Raw genomic sequence first — 24,074 nt, forward strand, 5'->3', positions numbered from 1 at the left:
GGGTGACCCGGCCGGCTACCGTTCGCCCCATGAGCACCACGAGGGAGCGGCCGGTCGACAGCACGACCGAGAGCCGACCGGTCGGTCTGACCGCGCTGCTGCCGTACCTGCGGGAGCACCGGAGCACCCTCGTCGTGGTGGGCGTGCTGTCGCTGCTCGGATCGGCGGTGTCCCTGGCCCAGCCGCTGCTCACCCGGTCGGTGCTCGACCGGATCGGCGCCGAGCATCCGGTGTCGGCGCTGGTGGCGATGCTGGTGGGGCTCGTGGTGCTCGCCGCGGCGATCGGCGGACTGCGCGACTACCTGCTGCAACGCACCGCCGAAGGGCTGGTGCTGGGCACTCGGCGACGGCTGGCGACCCACCTGCTGCGGCTACCCATCGCCGAGTACGACAAGCGGCGCACCGGCGACCTGCTCTCCCGGGTGGGCTCGGACACCACCCTGCTGCGGGCGGTGGTCACCTCCGGCCTGTTCGAGACGGTCACCGGGTCCGTGATGGTGGTCGGCGCGGGCACCGCGATGGTGCTGCTCGACCCGCTCCTGTTCGGCGTCACCCTGCTCGGGGTGGCGCTCGGGCTGGGCTTCGCGGCCACCTTCGCCCGCCGGGTCCGGGCGCTGGCCCGCCTCGCCCAGGAGCGGATCGGCGAGATGACGTCGGCGGTGGAGCGGGCCATCTCGGGGGCCCGGACCATCCGGGCCAGCCGGGCCGAGACGCGCGAGGCCGATGCCGTCGCGGCCAGCGCCCACGAGGCGTACGCGGCGGGGCTGCGGGTCGCCCGGGTGCAGGCGCTCATCGGTCCGATCGGCTCGGTCACCGTGCAGGGAGCGTTCCTGCTGGTGCTCGGGATCGGCGGGGCCCGGGTCGCCGCCGGGGCGATCTCCGTCGGCGACCTGGTCGCCTTCGTCATGTACCTGTTCCTCCTGGCGCTACCCCTGGGACAGGTGCTGCGCGCGTACACCCAGTTGCAGTCCGGCCTGGGCGCGTTGCAGCGGATCGAGGAGATCCTGGCCGTCCCGGCGGAGGGCGCGGCGGACGCGCCGACGACCGCCACGACGACCCCGCGCCAGCCCGCGCCGATGATCGAGTTCGACCGGGTCGGGTTCGGCTACCCGGGCGGCGCGCCGGTGCTGGACGACGTCAGCTTCGCGGTGCCGGCCGGCACCCGTACCGCCCTGGTCGGCCCGTCGGGCGCCGGCAAGTCGACGTTGCTGGCCCTGGTCGAACGCTTCTACGAGGTGAGCGCCGGCGCGGTCCGGGTGGACGGCGTCGACGTGCGGGAGTTGCCCCGCGACGCGCTGCGGGCCCGGCTCGGCTACGTGGAGCAGGAGGCCCCCGTGCTCGCCGGCACGCTGCGCGAGAACCTGCTGATCACGGCCCCCGACGCCACCGACGACCGGCTGCGCGAGGTGCTCGACGAGGTCAACCTGGCCCACCTGGTCGAGCGCACCCCGCAGGGCCTCGACGTGCAGGTGGGGGAGGGCGGGGTGCTGCTCTCCGGCGGCGAGCGGCAGCGGCTGGCCATCGGGCGGGCGCTGCTGGCCGGCCCGCCGGTCCTGCTGCTGGACGAACCGACCAGCAACCTCGACGCGCGCAACGAGGCCGCGCTGCGCCGCGCCATCGACGCGGTGGCCGTCCGCCGGACGCTGTTGATCGTGGCGCACCGACTCGCCACCGTGGTGGACGCCGACCAGATCGTCGTCCTCGACGGCGGCCGGGTGGTGGCCGTGGGCACCCACGCCGAGCTGACCGCCACCGACCCGCTCTACCGGGAGTTGGCGGCCCACCAACTGCTGGTCGCCTGACCGAGCCCCGGCGGGGCCAACTTGCCGGGCGGCCGGGCCGCCCGTGTCGGGCCAGAATCGCGTACCGTTGCCGCTCATGGGTGTGTCGCAACGGTTCAAGAGCAAGTTCCGGCGTTTCCTCCAGCGCCCGGGATCAACCGTGGATCTTGCTCCGCTGGAGAAGCTGCTGCCGGCGATCGAGGCGCGCGAGGATGACCTCGCGGCGCTGGACGACGCCGAGCTGACCGAGGCCGCCGGTGCCGCCACCGGCTACGAGGAGATCTGCGCCGTCGGCCGCGAGGCCGCCCGCCGGGGCCTCGACCAGCGGCCGTACGACGTGCAGCTGCTCGGCGCGATGGCGCTGCTCTCCGGCAAGGTCGCCGAGATGGCCACCGGTGAGGGCAAGACCCTGACCGCCACCATCGCCGCGTACGGGCACGTCCGGCTCGGCAACGGGCCGGTGCACGTGCTCACCGTCAACGACTACCTGGCCCGCCGTGACGCCCAGTGGATGGAGCCCGTCTACCGGCTGCTCGGCCTGACCGTCGGCTGGGTCAACGAGGCGTCCACCCCGCAGGAGCGGCGCGACGCGTACTCCTGCGACGTCACCTACGTCTCGGTCAGCGAGGCGGGCTTCGATTACCTGCGCGACCAGCTCGTCACCGACGTGGCCGACCGCGTGCAGCCGGTGCTGACCACCGCGATCATCGACGAGGCCGACTCGATCATGATCGACGAGGCCCGGGTGCCGATGGTCCTCGCCGGCGCGGTGCCGGGCGAGCAGGACCCGGTGCACGCCGCCGCCGGGCTGGTGCGCGGCCTGCGCAAGGGCCGGCACTACACGATCGCCGAGGACGGGCGCAGCGTGGCGTTTACCTCCGCCGGCCTGGCCGCCGTCGAGGCCAAGCTCGGCATCGACCTGTACGACGAGGAGCACGTCGAGCAGCTCTCCGCGGTCCACGTGGCGTTGCACGCCCAGACCCTGCTGCACCGGGACGTGGATTACATCGTCCGGGACGGCTCCGTCGAGCTGATCGACGAGATGCGCGGCCGGGTGGCCCAGCGCCGCCGCTGGCCCGACGGGCTCCAGGCCGCGGTCGAGGCCAAGGAGGGCCTGGACGCCACCGCCGAGGGCGAGGTGCTGGGCACCATCGCCGTGCAGGCGTTCATCGCGCTCTACCCGAAGGTGTGCGGCATGACCGCCACCGCGGTGCTCGTCGGCGACCAGTTGCGGGAGTTCTTCAACCTCGAGGTCGCGGTGATCCCGCCGAACACCCCGTGCGTCCGCGAGGACGAGCAGGACCGGATCTACGCCACCCGCGCCGAGAAGGACGAGGCGCTGATCGACGAGATCCGCCGCTGCCACGACGCCGGGCGGCCGGTGCTGGTCGGCACCCTGGACGTCAAGGAGTCCGAGGCGCTGGCCGCCGGCCTCAACGCGGCCGGCGTGTCCTGCGTGGTGCTGAACGCCAAGAACGACGACGAGGAAGCGGCGATCATCGCCGAGGCCGGCGCGTACGGCGCGGTGACGGTCTCCACCCAGATGGCCGGCCGGGGCGTCGACATCCGCCTCGGCGGCAGCGACCAGACCGATCGCGACCGGGTGGCCGAGCTGGGTGGCCTCTACGTGATCGGCAGCGGCCGGCACGACAGCCGCCGCGTCGACGACCAGCTGCGCGGTCGCGCCGGCCGCCAGGGCGACCCGGGCGGCTCGGTCTTCTTCGTCAGCCTGGAGGACGACCTGGTCGTGCGGCACGCCGCCGACGCGGTGCCCCCGTCGCCGCGGATGAACGCGGACGGCCTGGTCACCGACGAGCAGGTCGACTACGCGGTCGAGCACGCCCAGCGGGTCGCCGAGGGCGTCAACCACGAGATCCACCGCAACACCTGGCGCTACAGCGTGGTGATCGAGCAGCAGCGCAACGCCCTCGCCGCACGGCGGGAGCGGCTGCTGACCAGTGACGTGGCCGCGCTGATGCTGCTGGACAAGATGCCCGAGAAGGCCGGCGAGATGGACGAGGACCTGCTCGCCCGGGCAGCCCGGTCGATCGCGCTGTTCCACCTGGACCGGCTCTGGGCCGAGCACCTGGCCGAGCTGTCCGAGGTCCGCGAGGGCGTACACCTGCGTGCCCTGGGGCGTCTCGACCCGCTGGACGAGTTCCACCGCGCGGCGGTGCCGGCGTTCAACAACCTCGTCCCGGAGATCGAGGCGCGTACCATCGCCACGTTCACCGAGGCCGAGTTCGACGAGGATTGGCAGCCCGAGGACGGCACCCTGGTGCGTCCGACGGCCACCTGGACGTACCTGGTGCACGACAACCCGTTCGGTTCGGAGCTCGACCGGCTGATCGCCTCGATCGGTCGGCGGCTCAGCGGCGCGTCGCGCTGACCTGGCTCGCGGGGCCTCTGCCGCTACCTCCGGGTAGGCAGAGGCCCCTCCTTGCGCCGTTTCGATCCCGGTTTGCGAGGGTAGTAGGGCGGGTCGGTCAAGCGGGAGAGAGCAGACGATGGCACACGTGACGATGTCGGCGGGATACGCGCGAGGGTCTACGAGGGCAGTGCGACGGTGAACCTGGACACGCGGGAGCCGGTGGTCGAGCGACTCGGTGTGCTGGAAACTGCCGCGCTGTTGCGGGAGCTGACCGCCAGCCTGATCGCGCTGACCGATTTCGATGAGGCGCTGCTGGCGCTGGTCCGGGTCACCCGCGACGCGGTGGCCGGGGTGCGCTGGTGCGGGTTCACCGCACTGCGGGCCGGCGAGCCGGCCGGCGTTGCCGCCTCCGACGAGCAGATGGCCGGCCTCGACGACCTGCGACACGGGCCCGATTCGCCGGCGATGAGCGCGATCCGACGGCGCGAGATGATCCTCGCGGTCGACCTCGGCGGCGAGTCGCGGTGGCCGGCCTGGACGCCCCACGCCCGCGACCTCGGTGTGCGCGGGGTGATCTGCGCGCCGGTGGACATCGACGACCAGGTGGTCGGGTCGATCAACCTGTACGCCGCCGCGCCCGACGTCCTCACCCCGCAGCACCAGCTCACCGCGATGCTGCTCGCCGAGCACGCCGGCCTGCTGCTGGCCGCCGTCCGCGATCGGCGCCGCCAGCAGGTGCTCGCCGGTGAGCGGGACGCCTCGCTCCTGCACGACGGCGTCGTCGGCCAGGCGATCGGCGTGATCATGACGCAGCGTGGGTGCCCACCGGCAGAGGCCCTCGACGTGCTGCGCACCGCCGCCTCGTCGCTGGACATCCCGCTGCGTGAGGTGGCCGAACGCCTCGTCCGGACGGTTTCCCGCCCCCGCGAGAGCTGACCGGCCCGTCGGTGCGGGCGGGTGCCCGTTCTCCCGCTCGGCGGCGAGTCGGGCGCTGTCGTTTCGCCCGACGAGGGCTCGGGTAGCACTCTGCTACTGGTGGAGTGTGCTCGAACCTGGGGAGGACCGATGCAGAGCCGGCTGCGGGTGCAGGGGCACCCCATCCAACCGATGTTGGTGACGTTCCCGCTCGGGCTCTTCGTCAGCGCCACGGTCTTCGACCTCACCGACGTCGCGGGCGGACCGGTCTTCCTCGGCGAGGTCGGCTACTGGACCGGCGTCGCGGCCCTCTTCGCCGCCGCCATGACGGCGATCGCGGGCATGGTCGATCTGTGGGACGTGCCGGTCGACGGAACCCGCCGTACCGCCATCGCCTTCAACGTGGTCAACGCGGCCATGGCGGGTCTGTTCCTGATCAGCAGCCTGGTCCGTGCCCACTCGCCGGCTCGGGGCGCGACGGCGGCGATCGTGGCCACCGAGCTGGTCGCGCTGGCCGCCGGCGGGGTCGGTGTGTACCTGGGCGCACGGCTCATGCGTCAGTTCGACGCCGGTCGCGCCGAGACCGGCAGCCTGGACGCGCTCGCCGGAGGCACTGTCGAGGTCGTCCGCCCCCACCCGTGACCAGGCCCGTGCCGCGTCGCCCTCTCCGGTTCGCGTGATCGACTCGGTCTCGGGAAGGACGGGGCGTCGGCGGCTCGATGACAGGACGGCTTGCAGGAACGCGAGTCGATCACGTGCGGGGTAAATGGATTGCCGCTCGGGTGGCGGGCCGGCGAGGCTGATCGCCGTGACCGACGCGCGTACCGCCGAGGAACTGATCGCGGAAGCCGCCGCCGCGCCCGTCGACGGCTGGGGTTTCGGGTGGCTGGCCGGCCGGGCCACCGAGGAACGTCCACCCTGGGGGTACGCCCGGCTCGTCGCGGACCGGATGGGTCGCGCCGATGCCGCGCTCGACGTGGACACCGGCGGCGGCGAGGTGCTGGCCGAGATCCCGCAGTCGCCGACGGTGCTGGTGGCCACCGAGGCGTGGCCGCCGAACGTCCTGGTGGCACGACGCAACCTGCGCCCGCTCGGTGCGACAGTGGTGGCCGTCGCACCGGACTCGGCACTGCCGTTCCGGGACGGTTCCTTCGACCTGGTGGTCAGCCGCCACCCGGTTCGCACCGACTGGGCGGACACGGCACGGGTGCTGCGCCCCGGGGGAACGTACCTGTCGCAGCAGATCGGGCCGGGCACCATGCGCGAGTTGAGCGAGGCGATCCTCGGCCCGCTGCCCCCACCGGACAGCCGGCACCCCGAGGACGCGGTGGCTTCCGCCGAGGCGGCGGGCCTGCGGGTGGTGGACCTGCGCCAGGCCACGCTGCGCGCGGTCTTTCACGACATCGGCGCGGTGGTCTGGTTCCTGCGCAAGGTGGTCTGGACCGCGCCCGGGTTCACCGTGGACCGTCACCGCGAGCCCTTGCTCGCCCTGCACCGCCGCATCGTCGATGAGGGCCCCTTCGTCGCCCAAGCCCAACGCTTCCTCATCGAAGCAACCCACCCCTAACCCCCCACCCCACCCTCCGCGCTCCTCCCCGCCCCCCAATCCCGCGTCGATCTTGCACTTACTGTCGCCGTTTTGCCCCATCAACACCTTTAGTCGCCACAGAAACCGCAAGATCGACGCGGGGGGAGCGGGGACGGGCCCCGGGGGGCGGGGGTGGGGTGGGGGTTAGTGGGGGTGGGTCTGGTGGTGGGTGGCCAGGATGTCGGCGCCGAAGTCGCTGGCGGGGCGGCGGAGCACGGTGTGCGCGTGGTTGCCGTCGTCGCTGGTGTTGTCGTACTCGATCAGCAGGTCGTCGCCCTGCACCCGGTAGTAGTGCCGCTGGCCGGGGCGGGTCGGGCCGGCCCAGGCGAAGTGCAGTTGGCCACCGGCGAGGCGGGTGGCCTCGCGTACGGCCAGCTCGGGCGGCAGCCGGTCCAGGTAGAGCGCGACGACCTGGTCGAGTAGTGCCCGGCCGGTGGGACCGAGCCGGTCGGCGGGTACGCCGAGCGGTTCGAGCGGGCCGTCGACCCGGGCGCGGGTGGCGCTGATGATGTCCGTCGGCGCCTCGTCGGCGACGATGGCGGCGGCTCGCCCGGCCGGCCCCAGCGCGTCCAGCAGGGCTCGGCCCAGATCTTCCTCGACGCCGAGCGGTCGGGAGACGGCGCGTCCGGCGTAGCGCACCGCGGCCGGGTTGGCGCCGAAGAAGACCGGCGCGGGGGAGACCTGGTCGTCCACGATGGTCATGGTGACCGACAGGTGGTGCCCCTCGATCCGCCATGCCCAGCGGTCGTCGCGCGCCGGATCGCCGAACACGGCGATCCAGTAGTCGCCGCTGTGCCGTCCGCGACGCCAGCCCTCGGCCCGGTCCAGGACCTCCTCGAGCGCGACGATCGCCATCGCCTGGGCGTACGCCGATGGGCTGAGCGCGGTGGCCAGCAGCCGGTGCGCGGCCTTGCGCCCGGCGATGTCCAGGTCGGCGAGGCAGGCGCCGGGGCGGGGGCGCGGCCGGTACTCGAGCCAGCGCCGGGACGGCTCGTCGTCGAACGGGTACGCGGCGGCGACGCGGGTCGCGGGGTCGAGCGCGGTCAGCAGGGCGGTGGCGGCGGCACGCATCTGTTCGGGCAGGGGATCTTCCACCGTCCCTGTATACCGTCAGCCGGCCCGCAGCAGCCGTACCATCTCCGGCAGGTCGAAGAACTGCGCGGTCTCGAGCGCCGAGGGGTTGCCGTACGCCGGGTCGGCCCCGGCGGCGAGGAGCGCGCGGACGGAGTCGGCGCTGCTGCGGAAGACCGCGGCGGCGAGGGCGCTCTGCCCCCGGTCGTTGGTGCGGGTGTGGTCCGCGTCGCGGGCCAGCAGCGCGGCCACCGTGTCGGGGTGGGAGTGGTAGGCGGCCAGGATCAGCAGGGTGTCGCCCTTGTCGTTGGTCAGGTTGACCGGCAGGCCGGCGTCCACCTGGGCGGCCAGTTCCTCGGCCTCGCCCGCGCGTGCGAGGTCGAACATCCGGTGCGCGAACGCCAGGGTCTCGGCGTCGAGGTCGTCGGTCACCGGTTCAGGCTAGTCGCCGCAGCCTTGATAGGTTGCTCGGCCGGCACGTGGGGGAGGCCCGATGGGTGAGACGGTCTACGTGGGCAACGCGGACGTCGACGGGATCGGCGACGGCGGCTGGCTGCTCGGGCACTTCGCGCCGCCGGGCGAGATCCGGCACAGCACCGAGGTCGAGGTGAAGTGGGGCGTGCACCCGCCCGGGCAGGCCCGGTCGCGGTGGGCGACGGGTGAGCGCCGGACGACCCTGCTGGTGCTCGTCGACGGGTGCTTCCGGGTGGAGTTGCCGGACCGGACGGTCCGGTTGGCCGCCCGTGGCGACTACGTGGTGTGGGCGCGGGGGATGGACCACTCCTGGTACGCGGAGCGGGCGTCGGTGGTGCTGACCGTCCGGTGGCCGTCGCTGCCGGGTTACCGGGTGGAGCCGCCGGTCCTGCGCTGAGGGGACGCGACTGGAGTCCCGGCATGTGGAATTACCTACTAAACCTATAGGCTTTGCCGGCTAGAGTACGGGGGCACCCCACGCAACGATCCGCGAGGAACCACCGATGACTCACGATCACCCGGCCACCGACCTGCTCGCCGTCGCCGCCCGGTGGGCCGACCCGAGCGGTTGGCCGGTCCCGCTGCGCTTCGACCCGAGCGAGCGCTGGTACGCCCGGCTCGCCAGCGCCGACGACCACGAGGTGTGGGCGCTGAGCTGGCTGCCCGGCCAGGGCACCGACCTGCACGACCACGGCGGCTCCGCCGGCGCGTTCCGGGTGGTGGCCGGTGCCCTCACCGAGGAGACGGTCAGCCGTGGACGGCTGCTGCCGCACGTGCTGCCCGCCGGCGTCGGCCGTCGTTTCGGCGCACGGCACGTGCACCGGGTCACCAACCGTGGCGCGGAGCCGGCCGTCAGCGTGCACGTCTACCGGCCGGCGTTGCGCCGGATGACCCGCTACGACCTCCTCGACGGGCGGCTGCGCGCCGCCGAGGTCGCCGAGGCCGGCCGGTCCTGGTGAATCGCCCCGACCCTCTCGTCACCGGAAGGAATCGATAATGCAGCTCACCGCCGAGCACTGTCCGGCGCCCGTGCCACCGCCGGGCTCCCGGGGTATCGACGAGATCCTGGCCGCCGCGCGAGCCCGGCTCGACCGGCTGGACCCCGAGCGGGCGCACCTGGCGTACCGTGCCGGGGCCCTGCTGGTCGACATCCGGCCGGCGGCCCAGCGCGCCGCGCACGGCGTCGTGCCCGGCGCGCTCACGGTCGAGCGCAACGTGCTGGAGTGGCGCTTCGACCCGCGCTGCCCGGCCCGACTGCCGGAGGCGGTCGACTACGACGTGCCGGTGGTGATCCTCTGCCAGGAGGGCTACACCTCCTCGCTGGCCGCCGCCGCGTTGCAGGACATCGGCCTGCGCCGGGCCACCGACGTCGACGGCGGGTTCGCCGCCTGGCGCATCGCCGGCCTGCCGGCGCTCGGCCCGACCCCGCTGCACCGCGCAACCCCCCTCGCGCCCCCGGTCACCGCCGGCTGGGCGCGCCGCTGACCCCCACGCCGCACCGGGCGTGGCGGGCGTACCGCCATCTCAGGAGGCACGATGTCCGTCGTCGCGATCCCCACCCGCCCCTACTCGCCCGCGCACCCGGGACGGGCCGTCGGCCGCCCGCGCACCGGCCCGACCCTGACCATCACCCTCGACCTGGCTCCCGGACCGATGAGCCCACGGCTGGCCCGGCTGGTGCAGTTGCTCGGCGAACTGGCCGAGTCCGGGGAGGGGCGGCTGGGCTCAGCCGACGACGTATCGCCGACGCCGCGACCGCTCGCCCTGACCGCCGCCGTCGAGCCGCCCGCGGTGGTCACCGCCGACACCGACCCGACCGACGTCCGCATCCTGGCCGGCTCGCGGACGGTCCGCCAGGGCGGCCGGATGGTCGCCCTCACCCGCATCGAGTACGACCTGCTGCTCTTCCTCGCCGAGCGTCCGCACCGGGTCTTCACCCGCCTCCAGCTGCTGTCGAACGTCTGGGGCTACGAGCACGCGGTCGCCCGGACGGTGGACGTGCACGTCCGGCGGCTGCGCGCCAAGCTCGTCGGCGCGGAGGTGATCACGACCGTCTACGGGGTGGGATACCGGCTGGGTGACGAGGCGCGGATCAGCGTCGACCACACCCGCTGAACGGCGGCCGGGCGGCCGGTCCGGAGGCGACGGCAACGACATGGTGAACAGGACGGGGACCCCCGTAACGGGGCATCTGGGTGGCTCTGCTGTAATCATCTGACTTCGTACGCAGAGCGAGCACCCGGCTCCGATGCGTTCGTCAATTGTCACATTCATGCAACGCAGCCGCCTCTTGACCCTCGCCCGCACGCCGGGAAGCATCGACGAAGCGGCGTCCCGGGCCGTGGGGAGATACCCGGACCAGCCCAAGGAGGACCATGTCGGTCAGCCCCGCCTCGTCGCGCGCCGGATGGCATACGTCCCAACCCGCGGTGCCCGGCCGACCTCCCGGCGGTCAACGCCGCCCGGCGAACACCCCCGCGCCCGTGCTCACCGTGACGCTGTCCATCCCGCTGACCTGCGAGGATTCGCTGACACCGCCGGCCCGACGGCTGCTGGAGGCCGCCCGCGAGCTGCTCGAACGCGGCGAGGGCGTGATCACCAGCTCCGCTCCGGCGGAGCGTCGCGCCGACGGCGTGCCCGCCAACCGAGCACCCGTGCGCGCCCTCACTCCGACGATCCCCTCCCTGCACATCCTCGCGTCGTCCCGTTCGGTGCTGCGGGACGACGAGCCGCTGCCCCTGACCCGCCTGGAGTTCGACCTGCTGCTGCACCTGGTCGCCCACCCGCGTCGCGTCTTCACCCGCCTGCAACTGCTCAACGCCGTCTGGGGCTACGAGCACGCCGGTGTCCGCACCGTCGACGTGCACGTGCGCCGTCTGCGCGGCAAGGTCGGCGTGGACGTGCCCCTGGTCACCACCGTCTACGGGGTGGGTTACCGGCTGGCCGACGACGCGCGCGTCACCGTCGACCGCACCAGCTGACCCGGCCACCACCGCCAGTCCGTTCCGGGCGGGGCAGGATGGACCGGTGCGCATCCGTCCCATCTCGCCCGACCTGCTCGTCGCCGAGCTGACCGGCCGGCTGGCCGACGCCTCGACCACCGTCGAACCCGCCCGGCTGCGCGTGGCGGTCGACGGCGCTCCGGCTGCCGGCCCGGACGAGCTGGCCGCCGCGCTGATCGACCCGCTGCGCGCCCGGGGCCGCCCGGTCCTGCACGTACGCGCCGCCGATTTCCTCCGCCCCGCGTCGCTGCGCTTCGAACTCGGTCGCACCAACCCGGACGCCTACTACGAGGGCTGGATCGACGAGACCGGCCTACGACGCGAGGTCCTCGACCCGGCCGGTCCCGGCGGCGACGGGCGGGTACTGCCGTCGCTGTGGGACTCCACCGCCGACCGGGCCAGCCGCGCCGCGTACGTCGATCTGCCGCCGGGCGGCGTGGTCCTGGTCAGCGGCGCGCTCCTGCTCGGCGGCGCGCTGCCGTTCGACGTGAGCGTCCACCTCCAGGTGTCCGCGGCGGCGTTGCGCCGCCGCACCGAACCTGCCCGGGAGTGGACCCTGCCGGCCTTCGACCGCTACGCGGAGGAGGTAATTCCCGCCAGCTTCGCCGACGTGGTCGTACGCGCCGACGACCCCCGCCACCCCGCGCTCGTCGAGGGCTGAGATTCGCCCGTTTGCACGCCGGGTTCGGCGGGTACTCGCCCGGCTCACAGAGCGCGGGTGACCGCTCGCGCACCGCATGCGACCGCTACCGGGGCACCACGCCGCCGGACCCGGTTCACGTGAACCACAGGCCAGGAAAGGCAGGCAGCGATGCTCGTCCACGACACGGTCGGCACCGGCCGATCCCAGACGGAGACCGACCAGATCCGGCACTCCCTGCAGGCGCGCTACGACGAGTTGACCGCCGAGTACGACCAGGCCCTGCTGCAGAGCCAGGTGCTGCGTCTGGTGGAGGTCGGCGACACCGCCGGCGACGACCAGGCCGACAGTGGCACCAAGACGGCCGAGCGGGACACCGCCCAGTCGCTGCTGCGGACGATCCTCGACCGGCGCGCCCAGTACGAGCACGCCCTGGGTCGCCTCGCCGAGGGTACGTACGGCTGGTGCGAGGGCTGCTCGGCGGCGATCCCGGTCGAGCGGCTGGAGATCTTCCCGGCCGCCACCACCTGTGTGACCTGCAAGCAGACCCGCGAGCGGCGGGCCGCCTGAGCGACGGCAGCGGTTGCCGGTCGGTCTTCGACACGATGGACTGCATCCATGGGTGACATCCTGGTGGGCACCGCGTCCTGGACCGACCGCACACTGCTCGACTCGGGCTGGTATCCCCAGACGGCGGACAACCCGGAGAAACGCCTGGCGTACTACGCCCGGCAGTTCCCGCTGGTCGAGGTGGACGCGACCTACTACTCGCCGCCCGCCGAGTCGACCGCACGCCTCTGGGTCGACCGCACGCCGGACGGGTTCACGTTCAACATCAAGGCGTTCAGCCTGTTGACCGGTCATCCCACCCGGGTCGGCGCGCTCTACAAGGACCTGCGTCCGGAGACGGACAAGAAGAACGTCTACCCCGACGACCTGCCCGCGCAGGCGTACGAGGAGGTGTGGACGCGCTTCCTGTCGGCGCTGGACCCGCTGGTCGAGGCGGGCAAGTTGGGCGCTTTGCTGTTCCAGTTCCCGCCCTGGTTCACGATCAAGCGGGCCAACAAGCAGTACCTGCTGGAGGTGGCGAAACGCTGCGCTCCGCTGCGCCCGGTGTACGAGTTCCGCCACGCGTCCTGGTTCGACGGCGACAACGCCGACGAGACGCTCTCCTTCCTGCGCGAGCACGACCTGTCGTACGTCTGCGTGGACATGCCGCAGGGCCACCGTTCGTCGGTGCCCCCGGTGCTGGCCGCCACCGGCGACCTCGCCGTGATGCGCTTCCACGGCCACAGCGACAAGTGGACCAGCAAGGACATCCACGAGAAGTTCGGCTACCACTACTCCAAGCGGGAACTGGCCGACTGGGCGCCGAAGCTGCGCGAACTGGCCGACTCCGCAGGCGAGACCCACGTGCTCATGAACAATTGTTATAGGGACTACGCGCAAGAGAACGGCAAGCAGTTGCAGGCCTTGCTGGCTGGTTGAACGCGGAGAGCGTCGGCGGGATCGGGATTGGTGCAGCTGCCCCAGGTGCGGGCACGCTCCGTCCGGAGACCGCGCGGAGCGTGACGGACGCGCTGCCCAGCGGTACCGTCGGAGGCGGCGGCCCCGTTGGTGTAGAGGCCGGCGGTGCCGCCGCCCAGTCCTCTACCTGGGAGCGGCCATGACCGAGCCAACATCCTTCGGTGCCCGCCTACGCGCCCACCGCGAACGCGCCGGCAAGACCCGCGTTGTCCTCGGTGGCCTCGTCGGTCGCAGCGCCGATTGGGTCAAGGCGCTGGAGTCCGGCCGCCTGCTCACACCCCGGCTGCCGATGCTGCTACGCCTGGCCGAAGTTCTCGACCTTTCAGACCTGGCCGTGTTGACCGGCGATCAGTCCCTGCCGGTAGCGTCGGTCACCCGGGCGGGTCATCCGGCCGTCGACGGCGTCGCGACCGCCATGCAACGCACCTCCGTCTCCGCCGGGGAACCAACGCCCGTCGACATCCTGCGCGGCCTGGTCGACCAGGCGTGGACGCTGTGGCACCGGTCCAGCACCGAGCGGACCGCCGTCGCTGCGGTCTTGCCCGGGCTGCTCGACGACGCCCGCCGCTCGGCGAGACGACTCGACGCCGCTGACCGGCGCGCCGCGCTGGCCGAGCTGGCACGCGTCTACCACCTGGCCCAGCTGTTCCTCGCTCACCAGCCCTACCCGGAGCTGGTCTGGCTGGCCGCCGACCGGGCCATGAGCGCCGCGCAGGACGCCGACGACCCGAACGCGATTGCGGCGGCGGCGTGGTACTACGCACATGTGTACCGGTCGGCGAATCAGGTCGACGCGGCCGAGCTTGTGCTCGTCGACGCGGAGCGGCTCGTCGACAGGGAGGCGGGCACCGAGCAGTACGCACGGTGGGCCCAGCTTCAACTGGGCCGTGCGCTCGGCCACGCGAAGGCCGGTCGGGACGGGCAGGCGTGGCGTGCCTGGGACGCCGCTGACGATGCCGCCAGCCGCCTGGGGGCCGGCTATGTCCACCCGTGGCTCATGTTCGGCCCTGCCGCCTGCTCCGCGTACGCGGTGACGCTGGAGACGGATCTGTGCCGCGCCGGGGAGGCTGTGCGGCGCGCCGACTCGACGAACTACTCCGCGCTGCCGTCGCGTACCCGTCGCGCTGGCCACCTGATCGAGGCGGCCCGGGCGCATCTGCTGCGCCGCGAGGAAGTCGCCGCTGTGCACCTGCTCGGCCGCGCGCTCCGCGAGAGCGTCGACACGGTCCGACACAACCCGTACTCGCGGACCGCCTCCTTCGACTTGTCCTCGCGCCCCGGAACGGTAGGGGAGGACGCGCGCGAGCTGGCCCTCGCTATCGGCGTGGAGGGGTAACCGTGCCAGGGGGATGGTCCGTCCCCCTCGCGTTGCGTAGTCGTACATAGCGTCCCTGGTGACCGAGTTGGGCGCGAAGGGACTGCGACGTCGTCGCGCTCTTGATTTGGGGAGGCGACACCGTGCACATCGTCCCGCGGCTTCGGCGGCTACTCACGCCCACCCCACCACCCGTCCTGCCCGGCACCGGCCAGCGAATCCAGGCAGCCGAGCAGGCAAAGGCCAAGCAGCGGCTCCTGGCCCACGCCCGGTCCGTCGCGCAGGCGCACCGCCGCGCATGCGGCCACGACGGGCCCGCCCGGTGACCGCCCGCAGGTATCCAGCTGCCGGCACCCGAGTGTCGGTGCGGCCCACCCAGTGGCAGCCGAGTCCCGGCATCGAGGGCCAGACCTTTCATGACATCGTCATCGTGTCCGTCCACGACTCGCACGACCCGCGCTTTGCCTGGGTTTACGGGCACGGCCCGGAGTGCAGTTGGCCCACGGCGGACTGCGCCGCGCCATTCTGCTGGGAGCTGTTGGTCAGCGTCGACGTACTTGCCGCCACCGCCGGTGAGCGTCCGTGAACGCCCCCCATCCCTTCGGCCCCGCTCGCCTCTCGTTGGTGGCAGACCATCATCGCGCACCGCCCCGTGGACGGAGGCTGTCCCCACTGCCGCATTCGGGGGCGGTGCTGGCTGTGGGCGAACGCGTTCGGCCAGTTGGTCGCTCACGACCTGTGGCACCTCGGACCACCCCTCGCCGACGACCCGTCAAACGCAGGCGGGATGGATATGGACAAGCCCACGTTCGTACGTCCGAACCGGTGTGACAACTCCGGCCCGAACTGCGTCGAGGTGGCTATCGACGCCGACCTGAACCTGATCATCCGCAGCTCGCGGCGGCCCAGCCAGCAGATCATCGTCGACAAGGACGAATGGACGGCGTTCGTCGACTCCATCCGCTCAGGTCAGACCTATTGACCGGGCTGTCTCACCCGATCCGGGTGGGGTCGGCTCACCCACCCGGCGGGCAGGGTGGACACGGTGGGTACGGCCGTGCGACGGCCGGAGACGACACGGAGGTGACGGGGGATGACGGTTCGAGTGGTGACGGATCGACGGCGTGGCGCCGTCCTGCACGTGGTTGGCACGGCCGACAACGCCCGGCGCGCCCCGCAGGGCAGCCCGGTGCGGGCCCGGCGCGGCCCGGTGGGACCACCGCGACGCACCGACGAGCGACGCTGGGAGAGCACGGATCGGGGGTCGACCGATGCCTGACTCGATGATCTCCGCGTTCGAGAGTTCGCTGGACAAGACCAACCTGATCCTCAAGGACATCGAGGACGCCTACGGGTGGCCGAAGGATCGGCGCAACCAGTCGTACGCCGCGCTGCGTACCGTGCTGCACCTGCTGCGCGACCGGCTGGCGGTCAACGAGAGCGTCGAGTTCGCCCAGCAGTTGCCCGTGCTGGTCCGGGGGATCTACTTCGACGGCTGGAACCCGTCCGACGTGCCGATCAAGCTCAACCGCGACGACTTCCTCTACGAGGTCCGCCAGGGCTTCCCGTACGACGTCGAGGGCGGCGCGGAGCGGGTGACGCAGGTGGTGCTGGACACTCTGCGTCGGCACGTCACCCAGGGCGAGTGGCAGGACGTGAAGGACACCATGCCCAAGGACCTCGCGATGATGCTGCCCTGAGACGGGCTCACCGATCGGCGCTGTCCGGCGGGGACGGCACCCGGGACACCGGGTGGCCGGCCCCGCGGGCCAGCGCCGCGAACGTGACGGCGTCGGTGACGGCCGCGCCGCCGGGGTCGTTGTTGAAGTAGACGTACGCCGGCTCGTCCGCGCCGAACGCGTCGGCGAGCCGGCGGACCCACGAGCCGAGCGCGGTACGCCCGTAGTGCGGCCACGGCCGGGCCCGGCCCTCGTGCAGCCGCAGGTAGCCGAAGTCGGTGGTACGCCAGCGCGGGGCGACCGGACGACCGAGGCGATCCGCCCAGACCAACGCCGCCCGCCGTCGTTCCAGGACGGCCCGGGTGGCGTCGGTCCACCACGACGGGTGCCGGGGCTCGACGGCCACCCGCACCCCCTCGGGGAACAGTCGCAGTGTCGCGTCGAGCGCGTTGACGTCCACCCGCAGGTTCGGTGGCAGTTGCAGCAGGACCGGACCGAGCCGGTCACCGAGGGCGGTGGCCCGGCCGAGAAACCGCGCCACCGGCTCGGCCGGCTCGCGCAGACGCTTGATGTGGGTGAGGTAGCGGCTCATCTTCACCGCCACGCAGAAGTCCGCCGGGGTTCGTTCCCGCCACGCCGCGAACGTCTCGCGCTCGGGCAGCCGGTAGAACGCGTTGTTGACCTCGACGGTGGCGAAGCCCGCCGCGAAGTGCTCCAACCAGAGTCGCTGGGGCAGCGGCTGCGGGTAGAAGCGACCCCGCCAGTCCCGGTACTGCCAGCCCGACGTACCCACCAGGATCACCGCCCCATCCTGGCACTCTCCGCCGCCGCCCGCGAACCGACCGTGTCGTCCCGGTTCGGCGTCTACGGTGTGGGTTAGAGAAGATCGCGCGTGGGGTACCACCCGCAGCACGACGGACCCCGGCGTACGGCGGGGCGGCACACCCGAGGGAGTACCGATGGCACTCAACGACGACGACATGCAGACCACGGGCGGCGGCGGCCTGGAAGGTCCGGCCGACGGTGGCGCGACTCCGGGTCACCAGGACGGTGGCGCCGATGGTGGCGCGGAGGGTCCGGCCGACGGTGGCGCGACTCCGGGTCACCAGGACGGTGGCGCCGATGGTGGCGCGGAGGGTCCGGCCGACGGTGGCGCGACCCCGGGTCACCAGGACGGTGGCGCCGACGGCAGCGCCCGGTAGCGGGACGGCATGACGCACCTCGACCCGCCGGGTGGCCACGGCCACCCGGCGGTTCCGTCCGTTGCTCCCGATGGCGGCGTACCCGTCGCGGCGAGCGCCGTCGCCGCGCTGGCGCGCTGCGTCTCGGTCGAGCCGGCGAAGTTCGCCGCCGCGCACTGGGGCCATACCCCGCTGCTGTCGCGCGCGGCCGAGCTGCCCGACCCGGCGGGCTTCACCGACCTGTTCAGCCCGGACGACGCCGACGAGCTGCTCAGCCGGCGCGGTCTGCGTACCCCCTTCCTGCGCGTCGCCAAGGACGGACAGCTCGTGCCGGCGGCCCGCTGGACCGGCGGCGGCGGGGCCGGCGCCGAGATCGGTGACCAGGTGCTCGACGAGCGGATCCTCGAGCAGTACGCCGGCGGAGCCACCCTGGTGTTGCAGGGCCTGCACCGGATCTGGCCGCCGCTCGTCGACTTCGCCCGCGACCTGGGCCTCGCGCTGCGCCAGCCGTTGCAGGTCAACGCCTATCTCACCCCGGCGGGCAGCCAGGGCTTCGCCACCCACTACGACACCCACGACGTGTTCGTGCTCCAGGTGGACGGCCGCAAGCACTGGCGGATCCACCCGCCGGTCCTGCCCGACCCGCTGGAGAAGCAGCCCTGGGGAGGCCGCGCCGACGAGGTCGGCGCCACCGCGCAGGGCCCCGCCGCGCTGGACGTGGTGCTCGCGCCCGGCGACGCCCTCTACCTGCCGCGCGGCTGGCTGCACAGCGCGCAGGCGCAGGAGGCCAGCTCGCTGCACCTGACCGTGGGCATCCGCGCGTTGACCCGCTACGCGCTCGTCGAGGAGCTGCTCGCGCTGGCCGCCGAGGACCAGAGGCTGCGGGCCAGCCTGCCGTTCGGCACCGACGTCGCGGACCCGGACGCCATCGAACCGGAGCTGACCGAGACGGTGGAGGCGCTGCGCGACTGGCTGCTGCGGGCCGACCCGGGGGCGGTGGCCGCGCGGCTGCGGCAACGCGCCTGGCCGGCGGCCCGTCCGGCGCCGATCCGTCCGCTCGCCCAGGCCGGCGCGCTGGCCACGCTGGACGCCGACTCCCGGCTCACCCTGCGACCCGGCCTGCGCTGGCAGCTCGTGCCGCACGGAGACGGCCAGGTGGCGCTGCGGCTGTTCGACCGCACGATCACGCTCCCCGCCGACTGCGCGGCGGCGACCCGGGCGCTGCTCGGTGGCACCGCCGTCCGCGTCGGTGACCTGCCGGGCCTGCCCGACGACGCCGACCGGGTCACCCTGGCCCGCCGGCTGCTGCGCGAGGCGGTCCTGGTGCCGGTCAGCGGCCGAGCACCAGGAGCAGCACCGTCGTGACCAACCCGGCGCCGAGCACCACCATGATCGGTCGGGGACCGAGCATCGCGTGCCGACGATCGGCCAGCAGCCGCGCCGGCGCCAGCCCCATCAGCGGCCCGAACAGCGTCACCACCAGCGCCAGCACCGGCATCCCGACCGCCAGGTCGCCGCCGTACCCGACGCCGAGCGCTCGAGCGGCAACGCCCAGGGCGTAGCCCAGTACCGCGCCGCCCACCCCGCACAGCGCCAGCAGGGGGTTGGCCGAGCCCGGCAGCTCACCCGGCTGCCCGGCCCGGTTGAGCAGGTCACGGGCGCGGCCGAGCAGCGACGCCGGGTCGGCCCCGTCACCGCCGTTGGCCGGCGCGGGCGGTCCGCCGAGACGACGAGCGCCCAGCCGTGCCCGGGCCTGCTGCCAGAGGTGTGCCACCTCGGCGTCCACCCGCTCCTGCTCCTCGCGGGCGTCGACCAGCTCCTGCTCGGCACGCCGCACCTCGGCGACGGCCTCGGCGACGGCCCGCTCGGCCGCCGCGCACTGCCGCTCGTACCAGGTACGTGCCTCGGCACGCTGCTCGTGCACCCGGGCGGTCAGCTCGGCCAGCCGTCGCAGCTGCGCCGTGTACGTCTCACTCTCCACCGGTTCGTTCATCGCGACGGTCCATAGGGGATGACCACGTGGCCCGTGCGGTGCACCGCACGGTCGAAGAAGAGCCCACGCCACGGGCGGGGATACCAGTCCGGGCCGCCGGTGCCCGGGTAGAGCGACGCGCCCAGCTCGCCGCCGTGCGCGTCCAACGCCACCCAGGCCCCGATCTGGTCGGTGCGGGCGGCCGGACCGCCGAGGTCGGCGCGCATCCGCGCCACGCCCCGCCACCAGGCCAGCACGTGGGTACGCCGCTCCGGGCCGTCGTGCAGGATCCGGCGCAACTGCTCCAGACCGGTACGCCGCCCGGTCCGGGCCGCCAGCGCGCCGGCTGCCGCATCGACCGCGAACAGCAGCAGGTAGTGCGGGCTGCCCGTGCTGGACAGCCCGTCGGCCGTCTCGGTCATCAACTCGCCGACGGTCTCCTCGTCGTACCAGGCGGCATCGTCGGCAAGGTCGTCGTAGAGCGCGCGGGCGATGCCGTCGGCGTCCGGGTCGAGACAGGCGATGGAGAAGCGGGCGGTGCCGGGCGGGTGCTGGCGGGCGAGCGACCGGGCCGCGGCGTCCAGCACCGCGCACGCCTCGTCCACCCGCGTGCCGAGCACCGCCAGGTTGCGCCCCGGCGCGCGGGGCAGCCGCAGCGCCGCCGAGCGCGCCTGCACGTCGATGATCTCGCCGAGCAGGGCCACCGGGGTGCGCGGCGCACGGCCGTCCGGCGGGGCTTCGAGAGCCCGGAAGTCGGGCGCCTCGGTCAGCCGGGGGATCGCGTCACCGTCGAAGAGTCGGGCCGGCGCCGCGTCCGGCGGGCGCATCCGCCACAGGCGGTGCTGCAGGCCGCTCCACGTCTCCCAGTCACTGGCGGCCGGGATGCGGGCGACCTCGTTGCCCTCGACCATGCCCGACTCGGCGTTGACGACCGCGTGCCAGCGCGGCAGCGACTGCGCCGCGTCGTTGCGCTCGGCGAGGATCCGCAACGCCTTCGGCAGCGCGATCCGCAGGGCGAACTGGGCCACCAGCGCGGGACGCCCCCACAGCGCCTCGATGCCCCGGACGTCCTGCGAGGCGAGCACCAGATGGATGCCCTGTGACCGGCCCCGGCGAGCCAGGTCCTCCAGCAGGTCGGCGGCCTCCCGGGCCACCACGTCGCGGCCGGCCAGCAGCATCTGGAACTCGTCGACCACCGCGACGATGCGTGGCCAGTGCCCGGTCGGGTCCACCGCGCGCAGCTCGGCCAGCTTGGTGACCTCGTGCTTCTTGGCCGCGTCGGCCCGCCGCCGCAGCTCCTCGGCGAGGAACCGCAGCAGCGCCAACCCGAACTCCCGGTCGGTGTTGACGTTGATACCGACCAGACGCATGTGCGGCAGCCAGCTCGGGTCACGCCGACCCTGCGCGAACCGGGCGAAGGACACTCCCTCCTTGAAGTCCAGGAGATAGAACTCCAGCTCGGCGGGGGAGTAGCGGGCCGCCAGGGCGCCGATCCACGCGAAGATCAGGTTGGTCTTGCCGGTGCCGGACGGGCCTCCGATCAGGGCGTGCGGCGGATAGTCGCCGAGTGTCAGGCGTACCGACCGGCCCTGCGGTCCCTCGCCGATCGGCACGGTCAGGCCGTCCGCCGAGTTCTCCCGCCACATCAGCTCGGGCGGCGGCAGCAGGTCGCCGAACGGCGTCGGCGGCGGACCCTCGTTCACCCGGGCGGCGATCTCGCGGCAGGTCTCGGTGACCAGCGTCGCCGGCGGCGGCGGGTCCAGCCGGACCGACAGGCCCGACGGCCCGCCGATCCGAGCGCCCGAGGCGTCCGTCACCACGCGGGTCACGGTCGGGTCGTCGGGGAGCGGCACACCACGGACGACCAGGTGCACCCCGCAGGCGGCACCGGCGCGGACCACCCGGTCGAGCTGCCCGCGCTCGTGCCGGTTCAGCTCGTCGCCGCCGAGCAGCACCGCCACGCGCCACGGTTCGGGACGGCGGCCGGTCGCCGAGGCCAGCTCCCGCAGGGACCCGTACTCGCCGGCCAGCACCGTCTCGTTGATCCGCCGGATCTGTTCGACCAGGTCGTCGAGCAACGGGCCCAACCCGCCCGGTCCGACGAAGGTGAGCAACCCCGCCGTGCCCAGGGGCGCGAATCCGGCCAGTCCGCCGCCGAGGTGCTCCGGGTCGTACCCGATCAGTCGTACCCCACCGGGGTCGGCGCGGCCGACGGCCCGCAGCAGCAGCGCGGACACCACGGCGTCGCAGCCGGCGCGGTCCTCTCCGGACAGGTGGACGTGTCCGGCGTCGAGCAGCGGCACCAGCGCGGGCACCGGCTCGACGTCGTCGAGCCGGACCGTGCCGACGCGCAGCGCGCCGGGCGGCTCGGCCCGGCTCAGGGGCGTGGGTGTCCAGCCCGGCCAGTCGGCGCCCGCGCAGCCGGGTGCCTCCCGGCGTGCGGCGGCGGCGGCCTGGCGGGCCAGCTCCGCGATCCGGGCGGCGTGCCGGGCGTCGATCTCGGCGAGGCGGCGGTCGCGCTGGCCACCCACCCGCTCGGGTACGGCGGCGGCGGCCCGGCGGACCCGGGCGAGCCGTTCCCGGCCGGCGCTCAGCTCGGCCTGTGCCGCCGACAGTCGGGTACGGGTGGCGCCCAGCGCCTCGGCGAGGGCGTCCCGGACGCGGGTGGCCAGCTGCCCGCGCTGGTCAGCCATCGGAGCCCCGGCGTGCCGGCGCGTCCCGCCACGGGCTGCCCGCCCGGGGCGGCGGGCCGCCGGATTTCGGTTCGGCCGGATCCGGTGCAGACTGCGGCGTGCCGCCGGCGACGGCCAGGTCCCGACCCAGCCGGGCGAGCAGCAGCCCGGCCGTGACACCGGCGGCCACCGCGGAGTCGGCGGCGTGTGGTGGCTCCCCGGACGACCGCGGCGGCGGCATGCGGCACACCCGGGTCAGCAGCGTCTCCAGCACCGGCGGTGGCAGCCCGGGCAGCAGGTCCCGGACCCGGCCGTCCAGCTCTCCGCGCAGCCGGCCCAGGTCGGCGGCACGGGGTGGGTGCCCCAGCAGCTCACCGGCCAGCTCGCGCAGCAGCGGCGGTGCCAGCGCCGCCATCCCGAGGCCCACGTCGGCCGAGGCGCGGCGCAGCTCGGTACGGAGGCGGTCGCGGTCACCGGCGCGTACGCCGCGTACGACCCGGTGCAGCAGCTCCTGGGAGTCGCGCAGTTGCTCGTCCGGCTCGTCGCCGGCACCGTCGCGCCCACCGGTCAGCTCGGCCACCCGCACCGACCACCAGCGACGCATCCGCACCTGCTCCGCCCGTTCCGGCGCCACGGTGGTCGGCCCGTCCGACGGGGCTTCGTCGTGGCGCTGGTCGCGCTGGTCGCGTTGCTCTGGCCGGGGCGCGGGGGTGCCGTCGGCGGTCAACCCGATCGCGGTCAGGTACGCCGACAACTGCTCCTGCGCCACCCGTAGCGCGTAGTTGGCGCTCTCGGCGTGCTCGGTGGCGGCGGAAAGCTCGGGAACCCCCATCGGGTTGGCCGACTCCTGGCGGACCCACCGCAGCCGCTCCGCGGCCAGGCCGAACTTCTCCAGGGCCTGACCGAGCAGGCCGACCGGGAACTCCTCGCTTGCCGCGCGGACCTGGCCGCCGATGTCCTCGATGATGGACACGCCGGCCTACAGAGTGGAGACGTAGAGCTGGGCCTGCTCCACCGCGACCAGTGTCGCGGCGAGACATTCCTCCAGCTCCTGACTGGCCTGTGTCAGCGACGCCTGGGCCGCCTCGACCGTCTCGTGCCCGCTGCCCTCCAGTGCGCCGGCCAGCGTCTGCTGCGCCTCGGACAGCTTCTCACCCGCCGCCTGGACGGCTGTCTGCCCGTCGCCGATCTGTTGGAGGGCGACATCGATGGCAGCCTTCAGCTCGGCGACGCTCGCCACGGCGGAACCTCCTGGGGGCGGGGAGATCTCCATTAGAGCCTATCGGTGTCCACGGGAGAACATCCGCCCTGGCGGTGTTCCTGCCCACCTGACCGTTAACCCCCTGGAAGTGCCGGGAGTCCGTTCTGTGGGAGTCCCAGTGCGAGAACTTCTCAATTATCGCGGAGCCAGCGCGGGCCGTACACCTCGGCGCCCAGGGCGGTGACCCGCTCGCGCAGCTCCCGATCGGCGGTGACCACCAGCCGGCGGCGCTGCGGGGCCGCCTCCACCAGCTCGACCACCGTGTCGTCGCCGGACCCGGGGGCGGAGACCACGCGGACCTCGTCGATGCCCGGTACGTCCCGTGCCGCGCCCTCGACCACGAGCACCACGTCGACAGGTGCCGGCAACCGGGCGGGCAGCCCTTCGGCGGCCACCGGCGCGAGCGCGTCCCGCAGCCGGGCGGCGGCCCCGGCCCGGTCCCGCCACCACCCGTTCGGGCGGGAGCCCACCACGTTGGCGCCGTCGACGATCAGCAGCGGGTTCTCAGTCATGCCGCCAGCCTGCCATCCACCGGCCCGAACCGGCCGGACGCCACTCCACAACGCGGGGTGCGCCACCGCGTGCGGCGTTTGTCGGGCCGGGTGCCGGGTAGCCCCTGCCGACC

Annotated in this window: 28 protein-coding genes and 1 pseudogene; 21 read left to right on the forward strand and 8 right to left on the reverse strand. The window is 73.6% G+C overall.

Annotation, left to right across the window (positions count from 1 at the left end):
• Positions 1-29: 29 nt before the first annotated feature.
• From ABZV06_RS13865 to ABZV06_RS13885, 5 genes are all read left to right on the forward strand, one after another.
• Positions 30-1,802, forward strand: a complete 1,773-nt coding sequence (locus ABZV06_RS13865; protein WP_355621371.1) for an ABC transporter ATP-binding protein — start codon at positions 30-32, stop codon at positions 1,800-1,802.
• A gap of 76 nt (positions 1,803-1,878) precedes the next feature.
• Positions 1,879-4,170: an accessory Sec system translocase SecA2 gene (gene secA2 / locus ABZV06_RS13870; RefSeq protein WP_355621374.1), complete on the forward strand. Its 2,292-nt coding sequence runs from the start codon at positions 1,879-1,881 to the stop codon at positions 4,168-4,170.
• Between the two features lie 177 nt (positions 4,171-4,347).
• Entirely contained in the window at positions 4,348-5,088 is a 741-nt protein-coding gene (locus tag ABZV06_RS13875) for a GAF and ANTAR domain-containing protein (protein WP_355233698.1), read from the forward strand.
• Positions 5,089-5,217: 129 nt separating this feature from the next.
• Complete coding sequence (locus ABZV06_RS13880) at positions 5,218-5,709, forward strand: DUF2231 domain-containing protein (RefSeq protein WP_355621377.1); 492 nt, start codon at positions 5,218-5,220, stop codon at positions 5,707-5,709.
• 166 nt (positions 5,710-5,875) lie between these two features.
• On the forward strand, positions 5,876-6,634 hold the full coding sequence (locus ABZV06_RS13885) for a class I SAM-dependent methyltransferase (RefSeq protein WP_355233332.1): 759 nt from the start codon (positions 5,876-5,878) through the stop codon (positions 6,632-6,634).
• A gap of 165 nt (positions 6,635-6,799) precedes the next feature.
• Here ABZV06_RS13885 and ABZV06_RS13890 read toward each other — a convergent pair whose 3' ends face one another.
• Together ABZV06_RS13890 and ABZV06_RS13895 are read right to left on the reverse strand one after the other, a co-directional pair.
• Positions 6,800-7,750 (reverse strand): DUF3500 domain-containing protein, encoded by a 951-nt coding sequence (locus ABZV06_RS13890; RefSeq protein WP_355621380.1) that lies wholly within the window; start codon positions 7,748-7,750, stop codon positions 6,800-6,802.
• 15 nt (positions 7,751-7,765) lie between these two features.
• Positions 7,766-8,158: an ankyrin repeat domain-containing protein gene (locus tag ABZV06_RS13895; protein ID WP_355233336.1), complete on the reverse strand. Its 393-nt coding sequence runs from the start codon at positions 8,156-8,158 to the stop codon at positions 7,766-7,768.
• Between the two features lie 61 nt (positions 8,159-8,219).
• On the opposite strand from ABZV06_RS13895, the gene ABZV06_RS13900 reads away from it, so the two are divergent.
• From ABZV06_RS13900 to ABZV06_RS13965, 14 genes are all read left to right on the forward strand, one after another.
• Positions 8,220-8,597, forward strand: a complete 378-nt coding sequence (locus tag ABZV06_RS13900; RefSeq protein ID WP_355233338.1) for a signal peptidase I — start codon at positions 8,220-8,222, stop codon at positions 8,595-8,597.
• A gap of 106 nt (positions 8,598-8,703) precedes the next feature.
• On the forward strand, positions 8,704-9,159 hold the full coding sequence (locus ABZV06_RS13905; RefSeq protein WP_355233340.1) for a cysteine dioxygenase family protein: 456 nt from the start codon (positions 8,704-8,706) through the stop codon (positions 9,157-9,159).
• A gap of 37 nt (positions 9,160-9,196) precedes the next feature.
• Positions 9,197-9,685 carry a rhodanese-like domain-containing protein gene (locus tag ABZV06_RS13910; protein WP_355052432.1) on the forward strand — a complete coding sequence of 163 codons (489 nt, stop codon included), beginning with the start codon at positions 9,197-9,199 and terminating at the stop codon, positions 9,683-9,685.
• Between the two features lie 51 nt (positions 9,686-9,736).
• Positions 9,737-10,315, forward strand: coding sequence for a winged helix-turn-helix domain-containing protein (locus ABZV06_RS13915; protein ID WP_355233344.1), 579 nt, complete (start codon positions 9,737-9,739; stop codon positions 10,313-10,315).
• A gap of 260 nt (positions 10,316-10,575) precedes the next feature.
• The gene (locus ABZV06_RS13920) at positions 10,576-11,181 is read left to right on the forward strand and encodes a winged helix-turn-helix domain-containing protein (protein ID WP_355233348.1); all 606 of its coding nucleotides are present in this window, start codon (positions 10,576-10,578) and stop codon (positions 11,179-11,181) included.
• A gap of 46 nt (positions 11,182-11,227) precedes the next feature.
• Positions 11,228-11,863 carry a uridine kinase gene (locus ABZV06_RS13925; RefSeq protein WP_355233350.1) on the forward strand — a complete coding sequence of 212 codons (636 nt, stop codon included), beginning with the start codon at positions 11,228-11,230 and terminating at the stop codon, positions 11,861-11,863.
• A 150-nt stretch (positions 11,864-12,013) separates the two neighbouring features.
• Positions 12,014-12,412: a TraR/DksA C4-type zinc finger protein gene (locus ABZV06_RS13930; RefSeq protein WP_355233352.1), complete on the forward strand. Its 399-nt coding sequence runs from the start codon at positions 12,014-12,016 to the stop codon at positions 12,410-12,412.
• Between the two features lie 48 nt (positions 12,413-12,460).
• Positions 12,461-13,330, forward strand: a complete 870-nt coding sequence (locus ABZV06_RS13935; RefSeq protein WP_355621383.1) for a DUF72 domain-containing protein — start codon at positions 12,461-12,463, stop codon at positions 13,328-13,330.
• Positions 13,331-13,508: 178 nt separating this feature from the next.
• Entirely contained in the window at positions 13,509-14,705 is a 1,197-nt protein-coding gene (locus ABZV06_RS13940) for a helix-turn-helix transcriptional regulator (protein ID WP_355621386.1), read from the forward strand.
• 122 nt (positions 14,706-14,827) lie between these two features.
• On the forward strand, positions 14,828-15,010 hold the full coding sequence (locus tag ABZV06_RS13945; RefSeq protein WP_355233358.1) for a hypothetical protein: 183 nt from the start codon (positions 14,828-14,830) through the stop codon (positions 15,008-15,010).
• A gap of 104 nt (positions 15,011-15,114) precedes the next feature.
• Positions 15,115-15,270: a hypothetical protein gene (locus tag ABZV06_RS13950; RefSeq protein ID WP_355233360.1), complete on the forward strand. Its 156-nt coding sequence runs from the start codon at positions 15,115-15,117 to the stop codon at positions 15,268-15,270.
• A 201-nt stretch (positions 15,271-15,471) separates the two neighbouring features.
• Complete coding sequence (locus ABZV06_RS13955) at positions 15,472-15,666, forward strand: DUF397 domain-containing protein (protein WP_355621389.1); 195 nt, start codon at positions 15,472-15,474, stop codon at positions 15,664-15,666.
• Between the two features lie 111 nt (positions 15,667-15,777).
• Entirely contained in the window at positions 15,778-15,963 is a 186-nt protein-coding gene (locus ABZV06_RS13960) for a hypothetical protein (protein ID WP_355233364.1), read from the forward strand.
• A complete protein-coding gene (locus ABZV06_RS13965) occupies positions 15,956-16,384 on the forward strand; it encodes a DUF2267 domain-containing protein (protein ID WP_355233366.1) in 429 nt (142 codons plus the stop codon). Before ABZV06_RS13960 ends, ABZV06_RS13965 begins: the two co-directional genes overlap by 8 nt.
• A 7-nt stretch (positions 16,385-16,391) precedes the next feature.
• Here ABZV06_RS13965 and ABZV06_RS13970 read toward each other — a convergent pair whose 3' ends face one another.
• Positions 16,392-17,165, reverse strand: coding sequence for a DUF72 domain-containing protein (locus ABZV06_RS13970; protein ID WP_355621392.1), 774 nt, complete (start codon positions 17,163-17,165; stop codon positions 16,392-16,394).
• A 157-nt stretch (positions 17,166-17,322) separates the two neighbouring features.
• Here ABZV06_RS13970 and ABZV06_RS13975 point away from each other — a divergent pair.
• Together ABZV06_RS13975 and ABZV06_RS13980 are read left to right on the forward strand one after the other, a co-directional pair.
• Positions 17,323-17,559: pseudogene (locus tag ABZV06_RS13975) on the forward strand (hypothetical protein); the annotation flags it as partial.
• A 15-nt stretch (positions 17,560-17,574) separates the two neighbouring features.
• Entirely contained in the window at positions 17,575-18,909 is a 1,335-nt protein-coding gene (locus ABZV06_RS13980) for a cupin domain-containing protein (protein ID WP_355621395.1), read from the forward strand.
• Here the strand turns inward: ABZV06_RS13980 and ABZV06_RS13985 are convergent.
• The 5 genes from ABZV06_RS13985 to ABZV06_RS14005 all read right to left on the reverse strand — a co-directional run bounded on the left by ABZV06_RS13985 (position 18,875) and on the right by ABZV06_RS14005 (position 23,961).
• A complete protein-coding gene (locus ABZV06_RS13985) occupies positions 18,875-19,537 on the reverse strand; it encodes a hypothetical protein (protein ID WP_355233374.1) in 663 nt (220 codons plus the stop codon). The two genes, ABZV06_RS13980 and ABZV06_RS13985, sit on opposite strands and share 35 nt — an antisense overlap.
• Positions 19,534-22,209 (reverse strand): FtsK/SpoIIIE domain-containing protein, encoded by a 2,676-nt coding sequence (locus tag ABZV06_RS13990; RefSeq protein ID WP_355233376.1) that lies wholly within the window; start codon positions 22,207-22,209, stop codon positions 19,534-19,536. Before ABZV06_RS13990 ends, ABZV06_RS13985 begins: the two co-directional genes overlap by 4 nt.
• Positions 22,202-23,161 (reverse strand): hypothetical protein, encoded by a 960-nt coding sequence (locus ABZV06_RS13995; protein ID WP_355233378.1) that lies wholly within the window; start codon positions 23,159-23,161, stop codon positions 22,202-22,204. Before ABZV06_RS13995 ends, ABZV06_RS13990 begins: the two co-directional genes overlap by 8 nt.
• Positions 23,162-23,167: 6 nt before the next feature.
• Positions 23,168-23,428 (reverse strand): hypothetical protein, encoded by a 261-nt coding sequence (locus ABZV06_RS14000; RefSeq protein WP_030332749.1) that lies wholly within the window; start codon positions 23,426-23,428, stop codon positions 23,168-23,170.
• A gap of 152 nt (positions 23,429-23,580) precedes the next feature.
• The gene (locus ABZV06_RS14005) at positions 23,581-23,961 is read right to left on the reverse strand and encodes a hypothetical protein (RefSeq protein ID WP_355233381.1); all 381 of its coding nucleotides are present in this window, start codon (positions 23,959-23,961) and stop codon (positions 23,581-23,583) included.
• Positions 23,962-24,074 lie beyond the last annotated feature (113 nt).

Origin of the sequence: Micromonospora sp. NPDC005172 (genome assembly GCF_040608555.1) — a bacterium.
In the GTDB taxonomy this organism is placed as follows: Bacteria; Actinomycetota; Actinomycetes; order Mycobacteriales; family Micromonosporaceae; genus Micromonospora.